Annotated in this window: 21 protein-coding genes; 6 read left to right on the top strand and 15 right to left on the bottom strand. The window is 40.6% G+C overall.

What is annotated here, in order from left to right; all coding sequences use genetic code 11:
* The first annotated feature begins 5 nt into the window (after positions 1-5).
* From H4075_RS03395 to H4075_RS03375, 5 genes are all read left to right on the top strand, one after another.
* A complete protein-coding gene (locus H4075_RS03395; RefSeq protein ID WP_182804155.1) occupies positions 6-782 on the top strand; it encodes a T9SS type A sorting domain-containing protein in 777 nt (258 codons plus the stop codon).
* Positions 783-796: 14 nt separating this feature from the next.
* Positions 797-1,600, top strand: a complete 804-nt coding sequence (locus tag H4075_RS03390) for a type 1 glutamine amidotransferase domain-containing protein (protein WP_182804153.1) — start codon at positions 797-799, stop codon at positions 1,598-1,600.
* 336 nt (positions 1,601-1,936) lie between these two features.
* Positions 1,937-4,081 (top strand): ABC transporter substrate-binding protein, encoded by a 2,145-nt coding sequence (locus tag H4075_RS03385; protein ID WP_182804151.1) that lies wholly within the window; start codon positions 1,937-1,939, stop codon positions 4,079-4,081.
* Complete coding sequence (locus H4075_RS03380; RefSeq protein WP_182804149.1) at positions 4,078-4,476, top strand: response regulator; 399 nt, start codon at positions 4,078-4,080, stop codon at positions 4,474-4,476. The genes H4075_RS03385 and H4075_RS03380 overlap by 4 nt, the downstream gene beginning before the upstream one ends.
* Positions 4,477-4,688: 212 nt before the next feature.
* Positions 4,689-5,195 (top strand): hypothetical protein, encoded by a 507-nt coding sequence (locus H4075_RS03375; protein WP_182804147.1) that lies wholly within the window; start codon positions 4,689-4,691, stop codon positions 5,193-5,195.
* A 55-nt stretch (positions 5,196-5,250) separates the two neighbouring features.
* Here the strand turns inward: H4075_RS03375 and mnmE are convergent, their stop codons facing one another.
* The 6 genes from mnmE to H4075_RS03345 form a co-directional block, all read right to left on the bottom strand.
* The gene (gene mnmE, locus H4075_RS03370) at positions 5,251-6,630 is read right to left on the bottom strand and encodes a tRNA uridine-5-carboxymethylaminomethyl(34) synthesis GTPase MnmE (protein WP_182804146.1); all 1,380 of its coding nucleotides are present in this window, start codon (positions 6,628-6,630) and stop codon (positions 5,251-5,253) included.
* A 38-nt stretch (positions 6,631-6,668) separates the two neighbouring features.
* Positions 6,669-7,139: an ExbD/TolR family protein gene (locus H4075_RS03365; RefSeq protein ID WP_182804144.1), complete on the bottom strand. Its 471-nt coding sequence runs from the start codon at positions 7,137-7,139 to the stop codon at positions 6,669-6,671.
* A gap of 140 nt (positions 7,140-7,279) precedes the next feature.
* The gene (locus tag H4075_RS03360) at positions 7,280-8,107 is read right to left on the bottom strand and encodes an energy transducer TonB (RefSeq protein WP_182804143.1); all 828 of its coding nucleotides are present in this window, start codon (positions 8,105-8,107) and stop codon (positions 7,280-7,282) included.
* Positions 8,108-8,158: 51 nt separating this feature from the next.
* Complete coding sequence (locus H4075_RS03355) at positions 8,159-8,722, bottom strand: ExbD/TolR family protein (RefSeq protein ID WP_182804141.1); 564 nt, start codon at positions 8,720-8,722, stop codon at positions 8,159-8,161.
* Between the two features lie 30 nt (positions 8,723-8,752).
* A complete protein-coding gene (locus H4075_RS03350) occupies positions 8,753-9,421 on the bottom strand; it encodes an ExbD/TolR family protein (RefSeq protein ID WP_182804140.1) in 669 nt (222 codons plus the stop codon).
* A gap of 62 nt (positions 9,422-9,483) precedes the next feature.
* Positions 9,484-10,341, bottom strand: a complete 858-nt coding sequence (locus tag H4075_RS03345; protein ID WP_182804139.1) for a MotA/TolQ/ExbB proton channel family protein — start codon at positions 10,339-10,341, stop codon at positions 9,484-9,486.
* A gap of 299 nt (positions 10,342-10,640) precedes the next feature.
* On the opposite strand from H4075_RS03345, the gene H4075_RS03340 reads away from it, so the two are divergent.
* Positions 10,641-13,205, top strand: a complete 2,565-nt coding sequence (locus H4075_RS03340) for a zinc-dependent metalloprotease (protein WP_220494843.1) — start codon at positions 10,641-10,643, stop codon at positions 13,203-13,205.
* Positions 13,206-13,272: 67 nt separating this feature from the next.
* On the opposite strand, the gene H4075_RS03335 is transcribed toward H4075_RS03340, so the two are convergent.
* From H4075_RS03335 to nuoH, 9 genes are all read right to left on the bottom strand, one after another.
* Positions 13,273-15,192: an SPFH domain-containing protein gene (locus tag H4075_RS03335; protein ID WP_182804138.1), complete on the bottom strand. Its 1,920-nt coding sequence runs from the start codon at positions 15,190-15,192 to the stop codon at positions 13,273-13,275.
* Between the two features lie 304 nt (positions 15,193-15,496).
* Complete coding sequence (locus H4075_RS03330) at positions 15,497-16,774, bottom strand: ABC transporter permease (protein ID WP_182804137.1); 1,278 nt, start codon at positions 16,772-16,774, stop codon at positions 15,497-15,499.
* 154 nt (positions 16,775-16,928) lie between these two features.
* On the bottom strand, positions 16,929-18,308 hold the full coding sequence (locus H4075_RS03325) for an NADH-quinone oxidoreductase subunit N (protein WP_182804136.1): 1,380 nt from the start codon (positions 18,306-18,308) through the stop codon (positions 16,929-16,931).
* A gap of 18 nt (positions 18,309-18,326) precedes the next feature.
* Positions 18,327-19,763, bottom strand: a complete 1,437-nt coding sequence (locus H4075_RS03320; protein WP_182804135.1) for a complex I subunit 4 family protein — start codon at positions 19,761-19,763, stop codon at positions 18,327-18,329.
* 18 nt (positions 19,764-19,781) lie between these two features.
* Complete coding sequence (gene nuoL / locus H4075_RS03315) at positions 19,782-21,689, bottom strand: NADH-quinone oxidoreductase subunit L (RefSeq protein WP_182804133.1); 1,908 nt, start codon at positions 21,687-21,689, stop codon at positions 19,782-19,784.
* Positions 21,690-21,755: 66 nt separating this feature from the next.
* The gene (gene nuoK / locus H4075_RS03310; RefSeq protein WP_182804131.1) at positions 21,756-22,091 is read right to left on the bottom strand and encodes an NADH-quinone oxidoreductase subunit NuoK; all 336 of its coding nucleotides are present in this window, start codon (positions 22,089-22,091) and stop codon (positions 21,756-21,758) included.
* Between the two features lie 20 nt (positions 22,092-22,111).
* Complete coding sequence (locus H4075_RS03305; protein WP_182804129.1) at positions 22,112-22,615, bottom strand: NADH-quinone oxidoreductase subunit J family protein; 504 nt, start codon at positions 22,613-22,615, stop codon at positions 22,112-22,114.
* A gap of 1 nt (position 22,616) precedes the next feature.
* Positions 22,617-23,183, bottom strand: a complete 567-nt coding sequence (gene nuoI / locus H4075_RS03300) for an NADH-quinone oxidoreductase subunit NuoI (RefSeq protein WP_182804127.1) — start codon at positions 23,181-23,183, stop codon at positions 22,617-22,619.
* A 255-nt stretch (positions 23,184-23,438) separates the two neighbouring features.
* Complete coding sequence (gene nuoH, locus H4075_RS03295) at positions 23,439-24,491, bottom strand: NADH-quinone oxidoreductase subunit NuoH (RefSeq protein ID WP_182804126.1); 1,053 nt, start codon at positions 24,489-24,491, stop codon at positions 23,439-23,441.
* Between the last annotated feature and the right edge of the window lie 5 nt (positions 24,492-24,496).

Here is a 24,496-nt window from a genome sequence, read left to right as displayed (position 1 = left end):
ATTATATGAAAATCATTCAAAACATTTGGATTCTGGCGGCCCTCCTTTGTTATCAGAACACCTCAAATGCTCAGCAAGTAAGTATTAAAACAATTAGCTCCGGTGGTACGTTCGGCAGCAGCAATAATTTAATGATCGAGTACTCGGTTGGTGAATTCATTTCTACCAGTCTTATTGGCGGAAGCACAACTCTTACACAAGGTGTTCTGCAACCATACATACAATTGCAAAGCCCACTCCCCGTTCTCGGTCTTGAGTTTAATGCCAAACGTATCAACAACAGCAAAGTGCAGCTCGATTGGAAAACGGTGCAGGAAATCGACAACAAAGGTTTTTATGTGGAGCGAAAAAAAGAAAGTGACATCAATTTTACGCAAATCCACTTTGTAAAATCAACAGCAGCAAATGGCAATTCATCGTTACGACTTAACTATGTGCATATTGATACCAACAGCTTTCGGGGTAAAACCTATTATCGTTTGAAGCAGGAAGATTTCGATGGTAAGTTTATGTATTCAGTTGTGCGTTTAGTAAATGGTAATAATGGAAAAGTGATTACGATGAAGGCTTGGCCGGTACCTGCCGTCAGTAACTTTAATGTGAGTATACAGGGTATAACAAACGTTGATGCGCTGCAACTGTTTGATGTAAACGGACGGCTGGTAAAAACAGTTCCAATCAGCAATCAACTTACCGTTAATATCAGAGGTTTAACACCGGGCACTTATGTGTTGCGCTTAGCAAGTGATGCGAATGTGAGTCAAAAAGTAATTATTCAATAAAAAACAGGCAGCATATGAACAGGTTTAACCCGCATGCGTTCCCGTTATTCATGAAAATTACAATTGCACTAATTGTAACAGCATTCAGTAACTGCTTTTGTTTTTCGCAGGGAAAAAAAATTCTGATTGTTTCTACCAATATCGATTCCATTGCCGGTAATAAGAGTGGTACTTACCTTAAAGAAATTGCATGGCCTTTTAAGGTTTTTACCGATAACGGTTTCACAGTGGAAGTAATGACGGCAAAGGGTGGTAAGGCAAGCATCTACCATAGTGGTGATATGCCGGAAGCATTGGCGCAGATACAAAACAGTGCCTCATTTATCAATGCTACTTTGAATACACTGCCGCCAGAAAAAATACGTGTAGCCGATTATGCAGCCGTTTATTATCCCGGCGGCCATGGTCAATACTTCGATGTACTTTCGGATGAACGCATAGCCACCATTGCTGTTGCCATTCACAGCAATGGTGGCGTACTGGCGGCAGCAGGGCATGGCATGTCGAGCTGGATCAATATTCTTCTGCCCGATGGTGATTATTTAGTCAAAGGCAAAACCATCACCTGTTTTCCCACCTGGGCAGAAAAAGAATGGATGAGTATTTCCGCTTATGGGAAATTACTTCCATTTGATATGGAAGAAGTTTTCAGGCGCAGAGGTGCAAGACTGATTGTGCCCGAAAAAAATTCAATCAAAGACCCGGCATTTACCAACATCACCGACACGCAAAACAAGATAGTGACCGGCTCGTTTGCATTTAATGCACAATGGGTAGCCGAAATGGTAGTGGCCTTAATAAAAACGCAATCTTTATAGGCTGCATGTTTACTGCCATTAGTGATGCAGGGGTGATCCATTGTAGTCGTTTCCTTTAATGTAAACAATAAGTTCAGGTAATTCCGGCCAGCCGTAAAATCGCTGATTGCCGGAATTGTTTTTTATGAGTGGTTAAAAGTCTTATCAGTATAAAAAATTAATATTGTCAATACAGTTTAAATAAAATTTATATCCGTAATTTGATGAAGAAAAAGTGACTACACCCAAAAACCAAAATTTCTGGCTAAACAGAAACCAATATCACATTTTATACATCTCTTGTTATGCACAAGTGCCTGCATAACATTTCTTAGCGCCTCTGCGCAGAACAATCCCGTGCGCCTGCATTTAAAATGGTGGCACCAGTTTCAATTCGCCGGCTATTATGCCGCTCAACTTAAAGGTTATTACAAAGCCGAAGGTTTAGATGTAAAAATTATTCCCGCCGATAAAGATCATCCACCTGTTAAAGCAGTATTGAATGGTGATGCTGATTTTGCAGTAACAGGTTCCGACCTTATTTTAAATTATGCAAAGGGCGATAAGTTAATGGTTGTGGGTCCTGTATTTCAACACTCTGCTTATACTGTTATTTCGCTAAACACATCAGGCATTAATACTCCGGCCGATCTTGTTGGTAAACGTATTATGGCATCAGAAGACCAGGGGTGGGTGCAGTTGCAGGCATTATTTTTAAAAGAGGGCATCCCGCTTGATTCATTAAAAGTAATTCCACATAGCTGGAACAATATGGACCTCATCAACGGACTGTCAGATGCAATGACCGGTTATATTTCTGTGGAGCCTTACCAATTAGAAAAAGCAGGTATGCATGTGCATACGATCTTACCGGTGAATTATGGAATTGATTTTTATGGCGACCTTTTATTCACATCAACATCACTTGTAAAAAACAACCCCACTCTTGTTGAAAAATTCAAGCGAGCCAGTTTTAAAGGTTGGGAATATGCAATGAAAAATCCTGATGAGTTGGCTGACTATATTCTTACACTTCCCGGAGTTAAAGAACGTAATGTTACAAAAGAAGCATTGTTGTATGAAGCGGAACAAATGCAACACTTGATATTACCCGGTCTTGTTGAGATCGGTCACATGAATGAAGGAAGATGGCAGCATATACTAAATATACATCAATCTCTGGGGCTTATTGACCGATCTGTTACGTTAGATGGCTTTCTGTATGATCCTGAGAAAACAGCATCAAACCGGTTACTGAATATTATTTTGTACAGCAGTATTGTTGCAGGTATTATTATCGTAATATTCCTTGTGTACAATCTGTCGTTACGAAGAGCGGTTCGCAAACGCACCCGTGAACTTGAACTTGAAGTAAAGGCAAGAACAAAAACGCAGGAGCAACTGGGGGTAAATAAAGAACGGCTGAAACTTGCCATACAGGCCGCCGGTATTGGCATCTGGGATTGGGATGTAGAGAACGATTCGGTTTTTTTAGGTGATTCGGCTGCCACAAATCTTGGTTACGATCCTGTTGAATTTTTAACCGATCGCAGCTATCTCCGTTCAAAAGTTCATCCGGATGATTTGCAACCACTGATCGGTTATGTTCACGCTCAAATCAATGCGGAGACAGATGAACAGGGTGTGATTGTTCGGCTTAAAACAAAATCAGGAGAATGGAAATGGTGCCTTCTTATCAGCAAAGCAGTTAAACGTGATCACAATAATAAAGCCCTGCATCTTTCAGGTATCTTTTTAAATGTAAACGAGCTTAAAAATAAAGAGATAGAATTGAGTGAGCTCTCTTCTACCCTCTTAAAAAGAAATAAAGAACTGCAGCAGTTTGCATACATCACATCACACAATCTCCGTTCACCGGTAGCTAACCTTTTGAGTCTTTCACGATTGTTTAAAAAAGAAGAATTGGGTGAACATAATAAAATTTATTTCGAAAAGATAAAGGAATGTATTTCCATACTCAACGAAACGTTGAACGATGTAAATGAAATTCTTTCCTTCAGAACTGTTGCCGGAGAAACGATGAGCTCAGTTTCGTTGGAAACAGAACTGCAAACCGTTACGGCATCAATCAGTGAGCAGATAAAAACAACCGCAATAACTATCAGCAATGATTTTTCAGTAAAAGAAATATGGTTTTCAAAAAGAATCATCCGGAGTATTTTTCAAAACCTCATTACCAATGCAATTAAATATCGTCGCAAGGATGTAAACGCTGTTATTCACATTACTTCATCTGAAGATAAAGAGTATTATATGCTTACCGTTGAAGATAATGGCCAGGGAATTGATCTTGAACAGTATGGTGATAAGGTGTTTTCATTATTCCAACGTTTTCATACGGGTATTGATGGAAAAGGCATGGGGCTTTACATTATTAAAACACAACTTGAAACACTCAATGGCAAAATCACATTAAGCAGTAAAGTCAACAGAGGTTCAACCTTTACAGTCTATATTCCCAAAAAACAATTGCAGTCATGACAGAACAGGTAAAACATATTCTACTGATTGACGATGATGACATCAATAATTTTCTCAGCAGAGAAATTATATCGATGCACCTGCCCAATGCAATCATTGATGCTTTTACAAATCCACAGGAAGCGCTGCATTACATCGATAGCAAGTTGAACCAGAAACAAACATTACCCGATATTATATTGTTGGATATTAATATGCCTTTGATGGATGGATGGGAGTTTTTGAAGAAGATCGATCAGCTGGAGCAGCGCAATCACTTTCATACAAATGTTTATCTCTATACTTCTTCAGTTTATCATGAGGACAAAGTGAAAGCGAAAAGCTTTTCCACTGTGAAAAAAGTATTTGTAAAGCCCCTCACAAAAGAGGCTATCCAGGAAATGCTGGCCGGTTGACTTTCTTTTCAATTGCATTTTTCTACGCTTCAGCTGGCAAAACCTTCCATTCGCCTTCAAAAATTTTAACATCTGTTTTCTTTGTTACACTTTTACAGTGTTGATTTAACAAAGAAAAACACCTTATGTATTTGCAGGACAGAAACAATAAATACGAGTGGCTTAATGGCCATATGCTGCTGAAAAACACCCTTCGGATCTTATCATGCACGATGAACTGGCCGGTAAAATTTTTACCGGCTGCATCCTGCATCTTTCTTGCAATGTTATTTGTTTCATGCAGCGGCAAAAAAATCGCCGGTGTTACAAAAGATTTAAACACGGGCTTAACTGCTCAGTACATCAATATGCAACCTAAGTCCGTTTTTCTTGTGATGAATAACGAGGTGCTGGGGCATACAGACATACCACTTGGTGAAAGTTTTGTACTGGTGAATGATGAAATTGACGGGATGATTGAAAAGAATGGTAACGTATCAGCAGGTTGTTCTTTGCGCATAAGTGATGAGAAAGGAACTGTTCTGTTAGAAGAAAAAGATCTGTTTGCAGAAAATGATGTTTTCAAAAGAGATTCAGCAACAAGATTAAAATGCACCATTAACACCGGCAAGCCGATGGAATGGGAAAAGAATTATAATATACAAGTAGTATTTTGGGATAAATACGGCACAGGTAAAATCATCAATGAATGTACGATCAGGAGTATCAACATTCCTTAATCTTCTCATGCAGTTGTTTTGGTTTCGGCGTTGCTTTTTCCAGGCGACGCTTTTTTTATTTTCCGATACAAAACTTGCTAAAAATATAATCTAGACGATCTTCATTGGTGATCTCACCTGTGATCTCTCCAAGGAAATGAAGACACCTGCGAATATCCAGCGCCAGCAGATCGCCGGGCAATTGATTATCCAGCCCTGCTTTGATATCGTTCAATGATTTTTCTACTTCCTGCAATGCAGTATAATGCCGGGCATTGGTAACAATGGTGCTTTCTGTTTGTATGGTTCCCTGCACCACTTTATCAACCAACCGCTCCTTCAATACATCAATATGTTTGTTTGATTTGGCGGCAATAAAAAACACGCCGTCTCCATAGAACTTTTGTTGCGCTTCTTCTTCACCAAGCACATCCACTTTATTACCTATAAGTAAATAGCTTTTGTTTTGTTGCTTTACCTGCAGTAATGCAGTTTCCAGCTCAGCTTTTGATTCGGTGTTTACATCAAATAGATAAAGTACAAGATCGGCCTGCTGCATTTTCTCCATACTTTTTTCTACACCGATCACTTCAATGGCATCTATGCTTTTGCGTATACCTGCGGTGTCGATCAAGCGGAACAGAATACCGTTGATGTTGATCACTTCTTCAATGGTATCTCTTGTGGTGCCGGCAATTTCACTCACAATTGCACGGTTCTCATTCAATAATGTATTCAGTAAAGTTGATTTGCCAGCATTGGGTTTACCAACAATGGCAACACTTACACCGTTCTTGATCACATTGCCTAATTGAAACGACTGCAACAGATCAGTAGTTACTTTTTGTGAGCGATGAATGAGTTCATAAAATTTTGTGCGATCGGCAAACTCCACATCTTCCTGCGAAAAATCCAGCTCCAGTTCAATCAATGCTGAGAACGTGATCAGTTGTTCTCTCAACTCTTTTAATACCGTTGAAAACCCGCCACGAATATTATGCAATGCTGTTTTTTGTGATGCTTCTGTATTGCTTGCAATAAGATCAGCCACTGCCTCCGCCTGTGTAAGATCAAGTTTACCTTTCAAAAAAGCACGTTGTGTAAATTCACCGGGCTTTGCTAAACGAGCCCCATGCTTCACAATTGTGTTGATCACCTGCTCCTGGATAAAGGGAGAACCATGACAGGAAATCTCAATCACATCTTCACCCGTATAACTTTTGGGATTTTTAAATAATGATACTACTACTTCATCCAACACTTTATCTCCATCCTTCAAAAAGCCAACATGAATGGTATGCGATGATTGTTTTGAAAGATCTTTTGAAGGAAACAATTGATTAACGATCGCAATCGTCTTTGGTCCGCTTAAACGGATAACGCCAATGGCACCTACTCCATTTGGTGTTGCAAGCGCAACAATTGTATCGTCCCAACCAGATAATTTTCCGAGCATGCTGCAAATTTAACGGTTGCTGACATGCTGCACTACTTTTACTGCTTACCGTCGAGCAAAACATACTTGTTGATAGCGAGAATCTGCATTTCATCCAGCACATCCACTACTTCTTTATACGAGGTTTTGGTGGTTGGTTGGATAAGAACTACATAGTTTGTATCACTGCCGTGCTTTTGAAGAATACGATTGCGTTTGTCAATTAAATGAGTTCGCACAGAGTTTTGTGCATAGAGAGTAAGTGTCCCTTTCTGTAAAGGCTTTTGTTCAAACCCTTCATAATAATCAACAACACCGTCGCCTTTCAATTGTAAAGTGATGGTAGCAGATTCAGAAGTAGTGGTGGGAATTTCTACCGGACTATCGTCAGGCATATTCAGCTTAAATGCTTTTGCCTCTGTAAGTTTTGTGGTGAAAATAAAGAAGGTGATGAGCAGAAATCCAAGATCAACCATTGGAGCGAAATCAATGTTGAGTGATCTTTTGTTGGTTTGATTGATTGCATCCATAAGCTTTGTTTTCAATTGAGATGTGAAAAGAAGATGATTCCATAAGAAGAAAATATCTTCAGCAGATATCATATAGAAACAAAAATCCCCATCGGAAATCCGATGGGGAACTTGCTTGTATATTCCTTCTTGAAAAGGTCTTAAGGTTGTTCGTCTGGCAGACGGAACGTAATTTTCTGACGACGCCATGCTTTTACCTGGCGACCGTTTTGAATAGCTGGTATCCATTTAGGTCCACGCTTGATAGCGTTCACCGCTACTTCTGCTAATTTAGAACCTTTCATTGATAATGCTTCCACATTACTTACGTTACCTTCTTTATCCACGATGAACTGAACTTCACATGTACCGGCTTGACCATCATCAACGAGATCGTCGATGTTCTTTTCTACTTCACGTTGTACATACTGATTCCATTTTCCTTCACCACCCGGGAACTGGGCTTCAACTTCCACTTTGGTAAATACCTGGTTGGGATCTTCTTTTGGAGCTTCCACTACTTTTGTTTCTTCTTCCACTTTTGGAGGATTCACAATTTCAGGATCCTTGATACCTTCCTGGTCAATTTTACCTACGTTGGTAATTTCTTCCACTTCTTTCACCTCTTGCTTCTCATCAAATTTTTCGTCTTCTACAATTTTAGGAGGCGTAAACTTGGTGATCTCAATTTTTGGTGGCTCCTGTTTTGGAGGAGGTGGCGGCGGCGGCTCAATTTTTTCAGGTTGTTCCTGCTTAATTTCCGCAAGTGTAACGTCTTGTACTTTGACTTTATTTTTATTACTGTCACTTACGCTACGACCAACGATCACCATCAGGAAAATCAGCAAAGCGGCACCAGCTGTCATCAACAAAGCGGTGGTTAACCTCTTCTGGTAGTTTTTGCGGAGTTCATAAGCACCATATTCCTTGTTCCTTTGATCAAAAAGGATATCAAGAAAATCGGCACTTAATATTTTATTTACTTCCATAATTAACAGTTGTGTTTAGAATTAGATGCTTGTTTGCTTTTTTTCCATAAACTATTTTCCGCCGGCCGGAGCAGCAGGTGGGCTAGTTCCTTCTGTGAGGCTGATCAGATCAACTTCAACTGGAAAAATGTCAACAATCGCATATCGCTTAATGTCAGTGATCTGCATTTCATCAAGCATATCCACTACATTCTTATAAACAGAATTATCGTTTGGCTTAATAATAATTACAAGATCTTTTTCAGGCGTACTTGCCTTTTTCCTGAGCAATTCGGCTCTGATATCTTTAAAATTAGAAGATTTAAAATTGGAACCGTCTTCGGCCAATTGTCCTTCGTAATAATAAATGTGATTATCCTTACCTAACAACACAGTAAACGCACCTGACGCTTTCGCCTGATTTTGTTCCTCTTCCTTTGCACTATCGTCCGGAACATTGAGCTTAAAAGCCTTTGGCGTGCTCATTGTTGTAGTGAAGATAAAAAAGGTAATCAATAGGAATCCCAGATCCACCATCGGCGTCATATCCACCTTGGTATCCTTACGGGCTTGTTTCTTGACCCCGGGGCCTTTCTTATGCCCCCCACTATCCGGTGCTGATACATCTGCTCCCATAGCGTTTGTTATTAAAGTTAAAAATGTTGTTTACTTACCTTCTCTTTGCTTTTTGTAAAGAGGCGTTCCGCTTGGCACACCTTCTAATGCAGTAATAAGCTTAAAGGAAAAAATACCATTCTTCTTAAATGCAGCCAGTACATTTTTAAAATATGGATACTCTGTTCCATTATCTCCGTTCAGCATTACGTTTTCAGGCTTGCGGCCACCTGTACCTGTGATCAAGGCGTTTAAATAATCATTTAACTGATTATTTAACGTATCCTTTACAGGGATACCGGGTTGAGAAAACTCTTTATACTGAGCATCTGTAAGCGCCAGAAAACTTTTCAATTGGCCAATTGGAACCCCGATACCACCAACGGAAAAATTTACAAATGTTGCAATTTCACCAGGCGTGAGTCCTAAACCTTTTTGGCGGCTTAATACTTCCGCAGTCAGTTGCGCTTTTTCTTTTCCGTCTTTATCCGGACTAAAGCTGATAAACACTTTGCCGTCTTTATCAAACGAAACCTTAAACACATCCTTCTCCGGTTGGTTTATCGATGATACTGAGTGAGGGTTTTGAATTTTAAGCACCTCAGGTGGCTTAAATTTCGTTGCCAGCATAAAGAAAGTAAGGATCAGAAACGACAGATCCACGAAGGCTGTCATATCCACCCAGGTACTTTTTTTGGCAATTTTATTGAGTTTAGACATTTACTTACCAGTTTTGTAATGAAAGATTCAATAATTCAAAAAATCCATAAACACTCAATCAATTACTTGTACTGAGTTGCAAAACTTTGAGTTAATGTAAAGCTTGTTTCATCGATACCGTATGTGATCGCATCGATCTTTGTTGTAAACACGTTGTACATGATCAATGCAAATGATGACGTAGCAATACCCAAAGCCGTATTGTACAAGGCCTCAGAGATACCAATCGCCAACGCTGTTGCATCGCCACCGCCGCCTGCAGCACCTAATGCACTGAATGAGCGGATCATACCTAATACAGTACCTAACAAGGCGATCAACGTACCAAGTGATGTAATGGTAGATAAGAATACGAGGTTTTTAGAAAGCATTGGTAATTCCAAAGCTGTTGCTTCTTCCACTTCTTTCTGGATTGCCTGAATTTTCTGTTCGTGATCCATTACAGTCTCACCTGTCATTTCACGGTATTTTTTCAAACCCGCTTTCATAACATTACCAACAGAACCTTTTTGCTTATCGCACTCTGCAATTGCAGCGTCAATATTTTTGTTTGCAAGATGATACTGTACTTTACGGATAAAGTCAGTAGCATTACCGGCACCCATTGCTTTACGGATAGTAAGGTAACGCTCAATAGAGAATACGATTACCATTAAGAACAGACCGATCAGGAAAGGAACGATGATACCCCCTTCATAGATCTTGTTCATCTCGCCAACCGGAGTGTGATGTTTTGGCCAGAACCATGCACCTGAAGTATCCGGCTCTTTAAACCCGCTTGCGTTACCTAAGATGAAACGCCAGATTAAATAACCTGCAAGGATACACACGATTGGCGCTATCCAGGAGATAACGTTGCTGCTCTGCTTTGCTTGACCTGAAGTTGCAGCCTTTGCTGCCGTTGGTTTAGTTTCAGCCATGACAATTGATTTTTTGGTTTTTAATTAAGTAAGTTTTTATTCTTAAATAGTGGTACAATTCTATGAAATTTTCCTTTTCAAAAAATCAAACCATTCCCTCTGTACGGGTGGCACAAGTTAGGGAAATATTTATTTTTACCAACTTCCCGCCGTTTTAATTTTTTGATTTATTTCAGCAAACGATTGTGCCGTTTATCATATTTCTCCGTTCACACCTAACATTTTCCATTCCCATTTTGTATATCTGTGGTTTCGGGCATTCCATTTAATTTCAATCGATTTTCTAAACCAATCAAAGTATGATGAAAAATGTAACATTAGCATCGCTGCTGCTGGCAGGTAGCTTAACTGCAGGGCTGGCGCAAAACCGTCCCACTGTACCCGCTTCAGGAGGTGCTCCAACACAATTACCAACAGGTGCGCCACCAATGGCACAACGTGCAGCAATGCCCAAACCTTACAAAGAGGTAATAACCGACAAAGCCAAAACCGATGAGGGTTTGTTTAAAGTACACATGGTAGATGACAAATGGTATTTTGAATTACCCGACTCTTTGTTAAACAGAGACATCCTTGTTGTAACCCGCATTTCCAAATCGGCTGCAGGTCTCAGCAATGGATTTTCAGGTTACGCAGGTGACATTGTAAATAACAATGTGATCCGTTTTGAGAAAGGACCAAACAACAGAGTGTTTTTAAGAAGAGTTTCGTTTGACCAACGTGGTACAGATGAAAACGGTATGTATAAAGCAGTGGTGAATTCAAATATTCAACCCATTATGCAAACCTTTAGTGTGAGTGCATTTGGTAGAGATTCTGTTACCAATACACGTTCTACCGTAATTGATATGACGGAGTTTGTTGCAGGTGATAATGATGTCTTGTTCTTCAGCACCGGCTCAAAATCAAGTTTGCAGTTAGGTGCAGTGCAGGCAGATAAATCATATATCAACACCATCAAATCTTACCCGATCAACATTGAAGTAAAAACGGTTAAGACCTATACCCGTGGTGGTGCTGCTCCGGGTGCACAAGCAAATCCTTTTTCAGCACAAGGCAGAAGCGGCAACTTTACATTAGAACTTAACAGCTCAATGTTGTTGTTACCAAAAGTTCCTGCAAAGCCCCGTTACTTCGATCCACGTGTTGGTTTCTTTACACGCCGCTATACCGACTTCGATGCAAACCCACAAGGTGTAAAAGAAATTGAAATGGCTGTTCGCTGGAAGCTTGAACCAAAAGATGAGGATATTGAAAAATACAAGCGTGGAGAATTGGTTGAACCAAAGAACCCGATCATTTATTACATCGATCCTGCTACACCTAAGAAATGGGTAAACTATCTTATTCAAGGCGTAAACGATTGGCAGGCTGCATTTGAAAAAGCCGGTTTCAAAAATGCAATCATGGGAAAAATGGCTCCTACTCCGCAAGAAGACAGTACCTGGAGTTTGGAAGATGCCCGTTTCAGTGCCATTGTTTACAAGCCAAGTGAAGTAGCTAATGCAAGTGGCCCGAACGTGCATGATCCACGCAGCGGACAAATCCTGGAAAGTCATATCAACTGGTATCACAATGTAATGAGCCTTTTACGCAACTGGTATTTTATTCAAACAGCTGCTGTAGATCCCGGTTCACGTACAATGGTATTTGAAGATGCATTGATGGGCGAATTGATTCGTTTTGTGTCATCACATGAAGTTGGACATACATTAGGTCTCCGTCATAACTACGGCTCTTCTTCTACAGTTCCTGTTGACAGTCTCCGTAATAAAAAATGGGTTGAAGCGAATGGCCACACTCCATCTATTATGGACTATGCACGTTTTAACTATGTAGCACAACCGGAAGACAATATCACACGCATTGGTTTGTTCCCACGCATTGGTGATTATGATAAGTGGGCTATTGAGTGGGGTTACCGCTGGATGCCTGAGTACAAAACTGCAGAAGCAGAAGTACCTGTGTTACAAAAACTCACTACTGAGCGTTTAAAGAACAAACGTAATTGGTTTGGTACTGAAACCAATCCTGATGATCCTCGTTCACAAAACGAAGACTTAGGTAACGATGCGATGAAAGCAAGTGGCTACGGTATTAAGAACCTGCAACGCATTGTTCCGAACCTCATCAATTGGACCAAACAACCTAACGAAAGCTATGAAGGTTTAGATGAAATGTACAACCAGGTACAAACTCAGTTTGGGCGTTACATGGGCCATGTTGCAAAAAACATCGGCGGTATTTATGAAACACCAAAAATGAGCGAACAGGATGGTGCTGTATATGAGTTCACGCCGAAATCTGTACAAAAAGAAGCAATGAGCTTCCTCAATCAACAGCTCTTTACAACACCAACGTGGTTGATCAACAATGATATCTTCAGCCGCACCGGCATTAGCCCGCAGGTTGTAATTGCAAACAGACAGGAATCGATCCTGAACCGCATTATCAGTTCTTCGACAATGACCAAGTTGTTTGAAGCAGAAGCTGCCATTGGCAACAATGCTTACAAAGCAACTGAAGTGATGGACGATCTGCGTCGTGCTATTTTCAGCGAAGTTTATGCAAAGAAAGCAACAGATGTATATCGCCGTAATTTGCAGAAGATGTTTGTTGAGCGCATCATTACATTATTGCCAGGCGGTGCATCACCTCTTTCAATTGGTGGTCTTGGTATAACATTACAGATATCACCATCACTTAATATCAAAAACACAGATGCGTATTCAATCCTGAAAGGAACATTGCGTACACTGCGTAATGATATTAAAGCAGCATTACCATTAACAACAGATAACATGACGAAACTGCATCTGCAGGATCTCAGTGATCGTATTACTGACGTGTTGGAGAATAAATAATCATTCTCTTAAACTCATAAAAAAAACCTCTGCTGTTGCAGAGGTTTTTTTTATTTCAATGATGCAATTAATTCTCTTTACCCTTCTCACTCTTCTTATCAGCATCCATCATTTCCATCAGCTTCAAACCAAGTAATCCGCTGATAGGACCATCTGATCCGTTACTACCACCAATTAATACATCAGGTATGATTTTGATCTGACCCTTACTGATTTCCTCAGTGATCTTATAACGTGTAAAGTTATCGCCACCCATTGCCCTTACCTGCAACTCATAAGCTTCGGCAGTTGACTTACCAATCGCCATTATCTTCTCCGCTTCAGCCAAACCTGTTTTTGAAATACGTTCTGCATCAGCAGTGGCATTCAGTTTTGTTGATTCAGCTTGTGCAGCAGCTTTCATTTTAATTGCTTCACTATCGGCATTTGCACGCATCTTAGTTGCTTCAGCTTCTGCATTTACATTCAGCTTTAAGCTGGTAGCATCACCTTCTGCTTTCTTTACTGTTGCGTCAGCCGTGCGTTGTGCAATCTCAACACTTTGTTGTGCCTTTACAATTTCTTTCTGCATATCAGCAATGGCTGTTTCTTTTTCAACACCTTGTCTTTTTTCCTGGGCCATTCGTTGTGTTTCGTAAGTTTTCTCTTCTTCCTGTGCGATCTTACGATCAGTTAATGTTTTCATTAACGCTTCGGGTGGAACAATGTCACCGATCAATGTATCCACTGCATTTACGTTATACTCTTCCAACACTTCTTTAATATGGTCCTTCGCTGCGTTCTGACGTTCTTTACGTGTACTTAAGAATGAAATCACATCACTATCCTGCGCACTGTTACGGAAATAGTTACCAATCGTTGGTTCAAGCACCTGGCTCACAAGATTATTCATGCTGCCGAAGCGTGCAATTACTTTTGGCGCTTCAGTTGCAGGTATGTGAATGATCTGTGCCACATCGAGATTAAACGGGAAACCGTCTTTTGAACGAACCGTGATCGTTGATAAATTTTTATCCAATGAATGCGCTTCACTTCTTGCATTGGCCCAGTTTAATACCAGGTTGGTTGTTGGCACCAATTCTACTTTTGTTGTGTATTTATTGATTGGATATTTACCTGGTCCCAATGGTTCCATCCAAACACCACGGAAACCTTTTTCAACAATGTTACCGTGCTTGAATGTATCACCGGTTAAATCTCTGCCTGCTTCACCAATATAAGAGATCACCACACCCACATGACCGATCGGGATATCTGTCATTGGTGTTTCTTCAATCTGTAAGGCCCAGGGATTGATGTAGTATGAACCTGCAAGTATTACCTGCGGTTGCAAACCACGATTACCACCACTGCCAAGAAACGAATCGAAATTCTGGAAGTTATTATGCCCTTCGACAAACTTACCTGCAATGGAGCCGATAGGAATAGGTTCACCGTCAAGAGCAGTAACAATACCTACCATGTTTTCATTGATCGTTACCTGGTCAACGATGCTCACATCAAACAAATGCCGGTTGATACGATAAGAACCTGCAGTGATAAATGCTGTTTGTCGTCCACGTTGTCCATTGCGATCTAAGAATGCATGTGCATCCTGGAAATTATCACAATCAACCCTGCGTGCAAGAATATGACCGGTGGGAATTTCAGCACCGTCTTTACTGAGCACCAGTGCAATTTTACCTTCTGGTACAACAGTAAAAGGAATCATATCTACCCCGTATTGCCATGGCCACATGAACCAATATAAACCCGGCGCTAATGTTTTTGCCTGGAAACCGGCTTCACCTTTAGTAGCAATAATTCTGCCATCAGGCAACTCACGGTTGGCACCGATAAGCACGAATTTTTTTGTTACAAGACCAATTTTGTCTTCGGGTACGATCACCATACCGAAGAATACACGTAAAACAAATTTGTAGAAAATGAGTGAAAAGAAAATTAATAACACCCACCAATAGGCGAAAAATAAGGATGCAATGTCCATGATTGAAAATGGTTTAAAATTGAAAAGTAATTGTTGTTGATTAAGATTTACAGCCTTGTACAGCTATGCAGGAGCATTGTGGGTAAGTTGGTGCACCTTGTTAAGAACTTACGTTGATGACTGAGGAAGCAGTTGCGCTGAAAAAACGAAGAATGTGAATTCTACATTGGAGTAATTCCTTTAAAAGGAAGAACAAAGATATTTTACGGCTGGAATTCTGAAATAAAATCCGGTGAGAACGGGAAGTACACTTTCACAATCGGCAAAGTATGTATGATGAATGGTAAGAAAAGAAAACAGTTTTTTATTCGTAGCGTAAAGCAGTAATAGGATCAAGCTTTGATGCTTTGCTGGCGGGATATAAACCTGCAAGTAACCCTGTAAAGAAACAGATGATGGCACCAAGCGCTGCCCAGCCCCAGGGAACAATAAATCCTGTTTTAAAGAAGATAGCAGCAAGGTTACCAACAAGAACTCCTAATACGATACCAAAGAAAGCGCCGAGCAAACTGATGAGAATACTTTCCCATAAAAATTGTGTGCGGATGCTTGCACCTTTTGCACCAATTGATTTCGCCAAGCCAATTTCCCTTGTACGTTCGCTCACAGCAACCAGCATGATATTGGTTAAACCGATAGCAGCACCAAGTAATGTAATGGCTCCAATGATGTATGCAGCATATTTTACAAAACGAAGTGTATTCTTCAGCGTTTCAACAATACTGTCACTTCGATCGATATAAAAATTATCAGCGTCTTTAACGTTCAGTTTTCGTGCCTGGCGAAATACACCCGTTGCTTCACCAACAGCTGCATCCATTTGCTTAAAGTCATTTGCCCTGATAGTGATATTGTAACTGCCGCTACTGTTGAAAACACGACGCACATTGTTGTAAGAAACAAGGGCCAGGTTATCGAGCGATAAAAATGAACTCGCACCCCGTTCTTTCATTACACCAATAATGCGGTAACGGTTAGAACCGATACGTATGAGTTTACCAACAGCATAAGAACCTTTTCCTTTAAACAGCTTACGCACAAGATCGCTTCCAATGATCACCACGTTTCTGCCTGTTTCTACATCAAGTTTATTAAAATCACGGCCATGCTCTAATGTGTAACCACTGTTGAGCAAATAATTTTCATCGCCACCGATGACCCTTACGTTAGGATTTGTTTTTTCATTTTCAAAAAGAACAGTTGCATTGCCACTTGCAAATTTGGAGATACTAACGGTTGCAGGAAACGTAAACTGATCTTTAAACCTGCGTGCTTCTTCAAACGAAATAAACCTGTCGAGATTTGAGTTGCGTTGTTTGTTGCCCCCTTTTTTAGTTCTGGTGAGATCGCTTCTCGGGCCTCCACCAAAACGGATATTGCGTTCTTTAAAACGTATGCTGAAAGAATTGGCACCGAGGATAGAGAAGTTCTCATACAAACTCTGATTCATCGCTTCAATGGCAGTAATAATGCCTATCAGCGCCATAATACCGAATGCGATGATGGAAACAGTAATACCCGTACGTAATTTATTGGAACGTATAGTGCGCCATGCCAATGATAAGATGTCGGAAAATGTCATTGTTGAAATGTAAACAAAGCAACTTTCGTTTGATTCGTGCTTTATTCAATTGTGAAGTTAAGAAAGCTGTGGGGAATTGCAAGTTGTTTCCATGAATGGCATTGCCACCCGCAGCGGCAGATATGAACAACTAAAAAATCGGATTACAAGGCGATCAGAAAAATGTAAGCCAGTTCAGCAGTAAGCTTGGATAAACACCCAGCAGGATTACCACAGCCGCAACAGTCAACAATAAAGCTTTAAACGGAGTTGTGATCGCCATTTCCTGTCCTTCACCTTCTTTAAAATACATTGCCTGGATAATACGGAAATAATAATACACACTCACCGCTGCCATTACAACCGCAAAGATCACCAACCAGAGGTAGGTACCTGTTTTAACAGCTGCTGCCAGTACAAAATATTTAGCGAAGAACCCTGCGGTTAAAGGAATACCTGCCAGAGAGAGTAAACAAACAGTTAAGACAAGGGCAACCAATGGTTGCTTCTTAGCAAGACCATTGAAACCATCGAACGTATAATCTTTCATTTTCACCAATACTGCAAAGATGCCAATGGTAGCAAAACAATAAGCGGCTGCATACAGCAACAAACCTTGCTTCGCCATATCATTGATGGCAAAAACTGAAAACATCATAAAGCCTGCCTGCGCAATACTTGAATAAGCCAGCATGCGTTTTACACTTTGCTGGTAAACAGCTGTAATATTTCCAATGAACAACGTAAGAGCAGTAATAATAGCAACCGTCATTTGCCAGTTGCCGGTTTTGTTGCCGAATGCATTTGCAAACAGGTTTAAAAAACCAATGAACACGGCCGCTTTCACAATGGTTGCCATGAATGAAGTGAACACAGTTGGTGCACCATCGTACACATCAGGTGTCCAGAAATGAAACGGAGCCGCTGATACTTTAAATGCAAGTGCCACCATGATCATTACAATGCCGATCAACATGAAAACTTTATAATCTTCCTGTGGCTGCATCATTAATTGTTCCAACTGAAACGAACCTGTTGCTCCATAAAGAAAGGCAATACCCATGAGCATGATACCTGTTGAGAAAGATCCCATCAGGAAATACTTCAAAGCAGCTTCATTACTCTTGAGATTTCGCTTATCGGAGCCGGTAAGAATGTATAGCGGAATAGAAATGATCTCAATACCGATAAACAGAATAAGTAAGTTGTTGAATAACGCTACTAAACCTGCACCACTCATGACAAAAAAGATCAACGCAAAATATTCAAACGGATGATTGCCCACAGCTTCCACCTCTTTACCGCTGAGCAGGATGTACATGATGAGAGCAAGAATCAGAACGGTTAAGAACAACAAGCCAAAGCGTTCGTATTGCAGCATACCATTGAAGTTGCTGTCGATGATCATCTTGCCGGAGAGATCAAAAAAGTTACCAATCAGTAAAGCGATCGATCCAATCAATGCAACAGTTTTTGCAGACGATTTGCTCTTGAGAAACAAACCGCTGAACATCATCACAATACCCCAAATCGCCGAAATTAAAATCAGGTTCATCGTTCTTCGTTGAATAAATTATTTAAACACACCAAGTATCAAGGTTACAGTATCTGTTGTTAATTCAAATACAGGTTTGGGATAAACCCCCATTACAAAAATGGCCACAACAATTACAGCCAGACTTGCTTTTTCAAACCAGTTGATATCTTCTCCCGTTGCTGTTAATGTGTTTTCGTTTCCGTAAAATACTTTCTGGATCATACGCAATGTATAGATCGCACTTAGGATAATGCTTAACCCACCAACAGCCGCATACCATACATTGAATTTGAACAAACCGTTGAACATTAAGAATTCACCAATGAATGCATTGGTCAATGGTAATGCCACGTTTGCCAATGCAACAATCACCAATAAAATCGTTAAGCCCGGCGCCTTTTGTGCAAGACCGCCCAACTCACTCATCTTACGTGTACCAAAGCGACGTTCAATCAGTTCAATGACGATCCACATACCCAACACATTCACACCATGACTGAACAACTGGATCATTGCACCTTGCAAACCACTTTCGTTGTTTACAAACAATGCAGCAGCCATCAAGCCAATATGTGCAATAGAAGAATAAGCGATCAAACGTTTAATATCGTCCTGTTGCATGGCAAGAACACTTGCGTAGATCATACCAATCACACTTAAACCAATCACTACGTTATCGTATTGCACAGCAGCATCAGGAAACAAAGGCAACAACCAACGGATTACTGCAAACAAACCCATCTTCACCATCAATGCACTCAACACCATGGTTACAGCTGTGGGTGATTGTTCATAAGTATCGGGCTGCCATGTGTGAAAAGGAAACACCGGCATCTTTACAGCGAAAGCAATAAAGAACAACCAGAATAACCACGACTGTTGCTCAGCACTCAATTTCACTGCATACAATGATTGCATGGAGAATGATGCATCGGCAGTTTGATAGTACATGTACAACAAACCAACCAGCATCAACAGTGAACCAATGAATGTATAAATGAAGAATTTAAATGTAACTGCAATTCGTTTTTCACCACCCCATTTGCTGCAGAGAAAATACACAGGGATCAATGCCAACTCCCAGAAGAAGTAGAACAATAATCCATCAGCTGCAAGGAAAACGCCGGTAATACCGGCTTGTGCCAGCAACATCAATCCATAGAAACTATTGGGCGATGCATAACTGCTTTTCCACGTAGAAGCAAAGATGATGGGATAACAAAGTGCAGTGAGGAAACAAAGTAATGTGCTGGCACCATCCATCTGCAAAGCAAACGATGAGCCGAGCATCGGTAACCACTCAGCTGTAAAGCTTCTGCCAGCTTCATCATGCATCAACAGGTTAACACTCATAGCTACCAACGTAACCAGCGATACCACAAAACTCCAGAGCTTTACCTGGCTTTCCTGTTTCACGAAAAAAGTAACAAGACCACCAATTAACGGAACCAATATCAACAATAATGCAGTCATAAACAGTTTTAACCCGGTTTATTTAAGGATTGTAATTGTGATTACAAATAATATCAGAATGCCCAACACCATCCACAGTACATAAGAACCAACTTGTCCGCTTTGCATTAACCGCAATTGACGGCCACCCCACTGTACGCTCTTGCCTACACCGTTTACGATTCCATCAATACTACTTTTCTCAATAAAACGATTTGTAAATGCACCCAAGCCATTCAATGGTTTTGTGATAATGCTGTTGTATAGTTCATCTACATACCATTTGTTGGCCAACACTTTTCCAAACCCTTCTGCTTCGCCGGTTTCAGGTTTTTTGCTGAAACGATTTAATGCATAGAGGATTGAAAGAACAATGAGTGTTATACTTACGGCCAATAAAATATATTCAGTTGAATGCTCTACATGATGCGCTTCTGCAAGTTCTGTTGAGGCTTTAAATACAGGAGCTAAGTAATGCTCCAGCTTGTGTGCATCAGCAGCAAACAATTCAGGAATACCAACAAAACCTGCAACGATCGCCAACACTGCCAACACCACTAACGGCATCGTCATTTGCCATGGACTTTCATGCAAGTGATGTTCCTGCTCATGTGTACCACGGAATGTTCCTCTAAACGTCATGGCGTATAATCGGAACATATAGAAAGCAGTCATCAATGCACCTGCTAAACCGATGACATAGTAAACAGGATTCGCAGCAAATGCATGCACTAAAATTTCGTCTTTTGAAAAGAATCCACTGAACGGAGGAATACCTGCAATAGCAATACAACCTGCCAGGAAAGTCCAGTGTGTTGTTGGAAGTTTTTTCGCCAGGCCACCCATCTTACGGATGTCTTGCTCGTGATGCATGGCATGAATAACGCTACCTGCACCTAAGAACAACAATGCTTTGAAGAATGCATGTGTCATTACATGAAACACCGCACCGGTGTAAGCACCTACACCTAAACCAAGGAACATATAACCTAACTGACTTACTGTTGAATAAGCCAGTACTTTTTTAATATCGTTTTGTTTGATAGCGATAGTTGCAGCAAGGATAGCTGTTGCTAATCCAATAACTGTAACTACTGTTTGTGAAACAGGTGCAAGAGTGTAAAGAATATTACTGCGTGCAATCATGTAGATACCTGCAGTCACCATCGTTGCAGCATGGATCAAGGCAGATACAGGTGTTGGACCCGCCATCGCATCAGGCAACCATGTGTACAATGGAATCTGTGCACTCTTACCGGTTGCACCAACAAACAATAACAAGGTAATGACAGTTAGAATAGCGGTATCAGTTCCCTGTGCATTTGCAAATACCTCGCTATACGTTAATGATCCAAACTGTTGAATGATGAAGAACAAGCCTAATAAAAAACCAAGATCGCCAATACGGTTCATCACAAAGGCTTTGCGTGCAGCATTGCCATATTCATTATTCTTAAACCAGTAACCGATAAGTAAATAGGAACAAAGACCAACACCTTCCCATCCAATGAACATGATGAGATAGTTCGCACCCAGCACCAGCAACAACATACTGAACACAAATAAATTCAGGTAAGCGAAGTAGCGTGCATAATGATGTGGTGCTTCTTCATGCATATAAGAAGTAGAATACACATGAATGAGAAAACCAACACCGGTAATGATCAAAAGAAATAAAGCTGATAACTGATCAACCTGGAAAGCGAAAGGAATATTCAGCCCGGCTACATTAATAAACTCAAACAGGTTTACGGTTATAGCTGTAAAACCTTCGGCTCTTGTTTCGTTAAAGATCAGCAAACTCACAATGAATGATGCAAGGATCACCCCGCTGCCAATAATGCCGCTGAGCGATTTGCTGAGATTCTTCCTGCCTAATCCATTGATCAGAAAACCAATCAACGGAAACAAAGGAACCAAATAAACCAAGTCGATAATACTGTTCATAATAGTCAAGTACGAGGCACGAAGTTGGAAGTACGTCATTCGTACTTCGTAGTTCGTACTTCTGTATTAATGTTTAAGTCTGTTCAAAAAGTTTACATCCACACTGTGAATATTCCTGTACATCATCACAATAATGGCCAGTCCCACACTCACCTCCGCTGCAGCCACCACCATGATAAAGAATACAAACAATTGTGCTTCTGTCCCTGCAACTGCAGAAGGATCAGCAGCTATTGCATTGGCATAATGCATTTTTGAAAATGCAACCAGCAACAGGTTTACCGCATTCAGCATTAATTCAATACACATAAAAATGATGATCGCATTGCGGCGTGTTAACACACCCGCTACTCCAATGCTGAATAACGCAACTGCAAGAATGATATAATAATTGATCGGCATAAATTCAATTTGAGAATTTCTTAATCTCCTTTCTTCCCTATAACCACTGCACCTACCATCGCACTTAAAAACAACACACTGCTGATTTCGAATGGTAATACATAATCGGTAAACAATGTTTTACCCAATGTTTTAATTAATCCTGCTTCACCGCCCATGTTCACCTGTTGCGCCTGCAAGGTTTCTGTTTGCCTCAAAGCAGCTACAAACACCAACATTAAACTACCACCTGCAACAGCGCCGGCTATTTTCAGCCATTTATTTTTCTGTGGTTCATTATCTGCATTCATGTTCATGAGCATGATCACGAAGAGGAACAATACCATGATAGCCCCTGCATATACAATGATGTTCACCACTGCAAGAAACTGTGCGTTCAATAAAATATAATGACCGGAAATTGCAAAGAATACAACAATCAACCACAGTACACTATACACCGGGTTTTTGCTGGTAACCATCATCAATGCTCCGCCAAGTGCCATTGCACTGAGGAACCAGAATAGAATTTCAGTAATGCTCATGTTATGCAGTCTGTTGATTGGCTTTCGCCTTTCGTTCGTCAATTAATCCTTTCGCTTTGGTAAATGCTTCCGGGTTTTCCTTTGGATGAGGAATCACCAGGTTGTCTTTACCATATATAAAACTTTGTCTGCTGTAATTCGCAGGTGCAAATGTTTCGGTTAAATAGATCGCATCTTTCGGACAAGCCTCTTCACACAAACCACAGAAAATACAACGCAGCATATTGATCTCATACTTTGCTGCATATTTTTCTTCACGATATAAATGTTCTTCGCCGGGCAAACGTTCTGCCGCATCCATTGTAATGGCTTCTGCCGGGCAAGCTACTGCACACAGTCCACAGGCCGTACAATTTTCACGTCCTTCTTCATCACGGTTCAGAATATGCAAACCACGAAACACAGGACTGAATGGCCGTGTTTGTTCCGGGTATTGAATCGTTACCTTCTTTTTAAAAATATGCGAAAACGTAATACCCATTCCCTTAAGAATTGCAGGCAGATAAATCTTTTCTGCAATGCTCAACGGCTTACGGTCTACCAGTTTTGCTTTGTTTGTTAATTGCATCAACGTTTTTTATAAAAGTTTGCAAATATATTTTTTGTCACGCACTTCAACTCTCTCTTCTTCTTTTGTTGCGTCGCATGCCGAAGTTTTATTCGGCATCGAGACCAAAGCGTCTCGACTCTTTTACTGCAACAATTCTTTTCATCAACCCACCCCTTCAATCATTCTTTCTGTGTAACTCTCCTTCACCCCTCCAAGGAGGGGATAATCACTCCGCAGCGTTTACTCATCACTAATCATTCATCACTCATCTTATCATTTCTTCAAAAATAAAATCACCGCTGCTGTAACGAGCATGTTGAACAACGAAAGCGGAATCAATCCTTTCCAACCGAGGTTCATCAACTGATCGTAACGGAATCTTGGAATCGTCCAACGTACCCACATGAATATGAAAATGAAAACAAGAATCTTAAAGAATAATGCAGCAGCACCTAACAACGCCATAATATTGGCTGAAAAACCCCATGCACTTTCATCATAGAATGGAATGATATCATAGCCGCCAAAATACAAAGTGGCCATCACTGCACTGCTGATGAACATATTGATGTACTCAGCAAACAAATAGAAACCCAATTTCAAACTTGAATATTCAGAGTGGTAGCCACCGATCAATTCGTTCTCTGCTTCAGCCAGATCGAAAGGCGTACGGTTACATTCCGCAAACGCACACACTAAGAAAATGAAAAAGCCGAGTGGTTGCACAAAAAAGTTCCACCAGCCTTCCTGTTGTTGCTTCACCATTTCACCAAGACTCAATGTTCCGGTGATCATAATCAAAGCGATCAATGCGATACCCATCGCCAGTTCATACGAAATGATCTGTGATGCTGCACGCAAACCACCCATTAACGAGAACTTGTTGTTACTCGCCCATGAACCGATCATAATTCCATATACACCCAAACTCAAAATACCAAACACATACAGGATACCAATATTTACATCAGCAATCTGCAAGGAGATGGTGCGTCCGAATAATTCTACTTTGTCGCCCCATGGAATAACAGCGCTGGTTAACATGGCCGTAATCATCGCCAATGAAGGACCAAGAATAAATAAAATTTTATTGGAAGAAGTGGGAATGATCTCTTCTTTGAAAAACATCTTTACACCATCGGCCAATGGTTGTAATATACCAAACGGACCTGCACGGTTGGGACCAACACGATCCTGAATCCATGCCGCTACTTTGCGTTCGCCGAACGTCATGTACAGCGCAACCACCAATGAAACGGTGATGATGAATGCGATGAAGATGAATTTCTCCAGCACCAATGCCCAATCAACTGCTAATAAAATCATATCCA

Source organism: Lacibacter sediminis, assembly GCF_014168535.1.
In the GTDB taxonomy this organism is placed as follows: Bacteria; Bacteroidota; Bacteroidia; order Chitinophagales; family Chitinophagaceae; genus Lacibacter; species Lacibacter sediminis.
The sequence above is the reverse complement of the archived record's forward strand: the minus strand, read 5'-3'. Positions and strand labels throughout refer to the sequence as shown.

Excerpts from the sequence above, each read along its gene's own strand:
- H4075_RS03395 (WP_182804155.1), top strand. The coding sequence starts at position 6 with ATGAAAATCATTCAAAACATTTGGATTCTGGCGGCCCTCCTTTGTTAT.
- H4075_RS03320 (WP_182804135.1), bottom strand. The coding sequence starts at position 19,763 with ATGACTGCATTATTGTTGATATTGGTTCCGTTAATTGGTGGTCTTGTT.
- nuoI (WP_182804127.1), bottom strand. The coding sequence starts at position 23,183 with ATGCAATTAACAAACAAAGCAAAACTGGTAGACCGTAAGCCGTTGAGC.
- H4075_RS03345 (WP_182804139.1), bottom strand. The coding sequence starts at position 10,341 with ATGGCTGAAACTAAACCAACGGCAGCAAAGGCTGCAACTTCAGGTCAA.
- nuoH (WP_182804126.1), bottom strand. The coding sequence starts at position 24,491 with ATGATTTTATTAGCAGTTGATTGGGCATTGGTGCTGGAGAAATTCATC.
- H4075_RS03335 (WP_182804138.1), bottom strand. The coding sequence starts at position 15,192 with ATGGACATTGCATCCTTATTTTTCGCCTATTGGTGGGTGTTATTAATT.
- nuoK (WP_182804131.1), bottom strand. The coding sequence starts at position 22,091 with ATGCCGATCAATTATTATATCATTCTTGCAGTTGCGTTATTCAGCATT.
- H4075_RS03380 (WP_182804149.1), top strand. The coding sequence starts at position 4,078 with ATGACAGAACAGGTAAAACATATTCTACTGATTGACGATGATGACATC.
- nuoL (WP_182804133.1), bottom strand. The coding sequence starts at position 21,689 with ATGAACAGTATTATCGACTTGGTTTATTTGGTTCCTTTGTTTCCGTTG.
- H4075_RS03325 (WP_182804136.1), bottom strand. The coding sequence starts at position 18,308 with ATGAACCTGATTTTAATTTCGGCGATTTGGGGTATTGTGATGATGTTC.
- H4075_RS03305 (WP_182804129.1), bottom strand. The coding sequence starts at position 22,615 with ATGAGCATTACTGAAATTCTATTCTGGTTCCTCAGTGCAATGGCACTT.
- H4075_RS03365 (WP_182804144.1), bottom strand. The coding sequence starts at position 7,139 with ATGGATGCAATCAATCAAACCAACAAAAGATCACTCAACATTGATTTC.
- H4075_RS03355 (WP_182804141.1), bottom strand. The coding sequence starts at position 8,722 with ATGGGAGCAGATGTATCAGCACCGGATAGTGGGGGGCATAAGAAAGGC.
- H4075_RS03330 (WP_182804137.1), bottom strand. The coding sequence starts at position 16,774 with ATGACATTTTCCGACATCTTATCATTGGCATGGCGCACTATACGTTCC.
- H4075_RS03390 (WP_182804153.1), top strand. The coding sequence starts at position 797 with ATGAACAGGTTTAACCCGCATGCGTTCCCGTTATTCATGAAAATTACA.
- H4075_RS03360 (WP_182804143.1), bottom strand. The coding sequence starts at position 8,107 with ATGGAAGTAAATAAAATATTAAGTGCCGATTTTCTTGATATCCTTTTT.
- H4075_RS03375 (WP_182804147.1), top strand. The coding sequence starts at position 4,689 with ATGAACTGGCCGGTAAAATTTTTACCGGCTGCATCCTGCATCTTTCTT.
- mnmE (WP_182804146.1), bottom strand. The coding sequence starts at position 6,630 with ATGCTCGGAAAATTATCTGGTTGGGACGATACAATTGTTGCGCTTGCA.
- H4075_RS03340 (WP_220494843.1), top strand. The coding sequence starts at position 10,641 with ATGATGAAAAATGTAACATTAGCATCGCTGCTGCTGGCAGGTAGCTTA.
- H4075_RS03350 (WP_182804140.1), bottom strand. The coding sequence starts at position 9,421 with ATGTCTAAACTCAATAAAATTGCCAAAAAAAGTACCTGGGTGGATATG.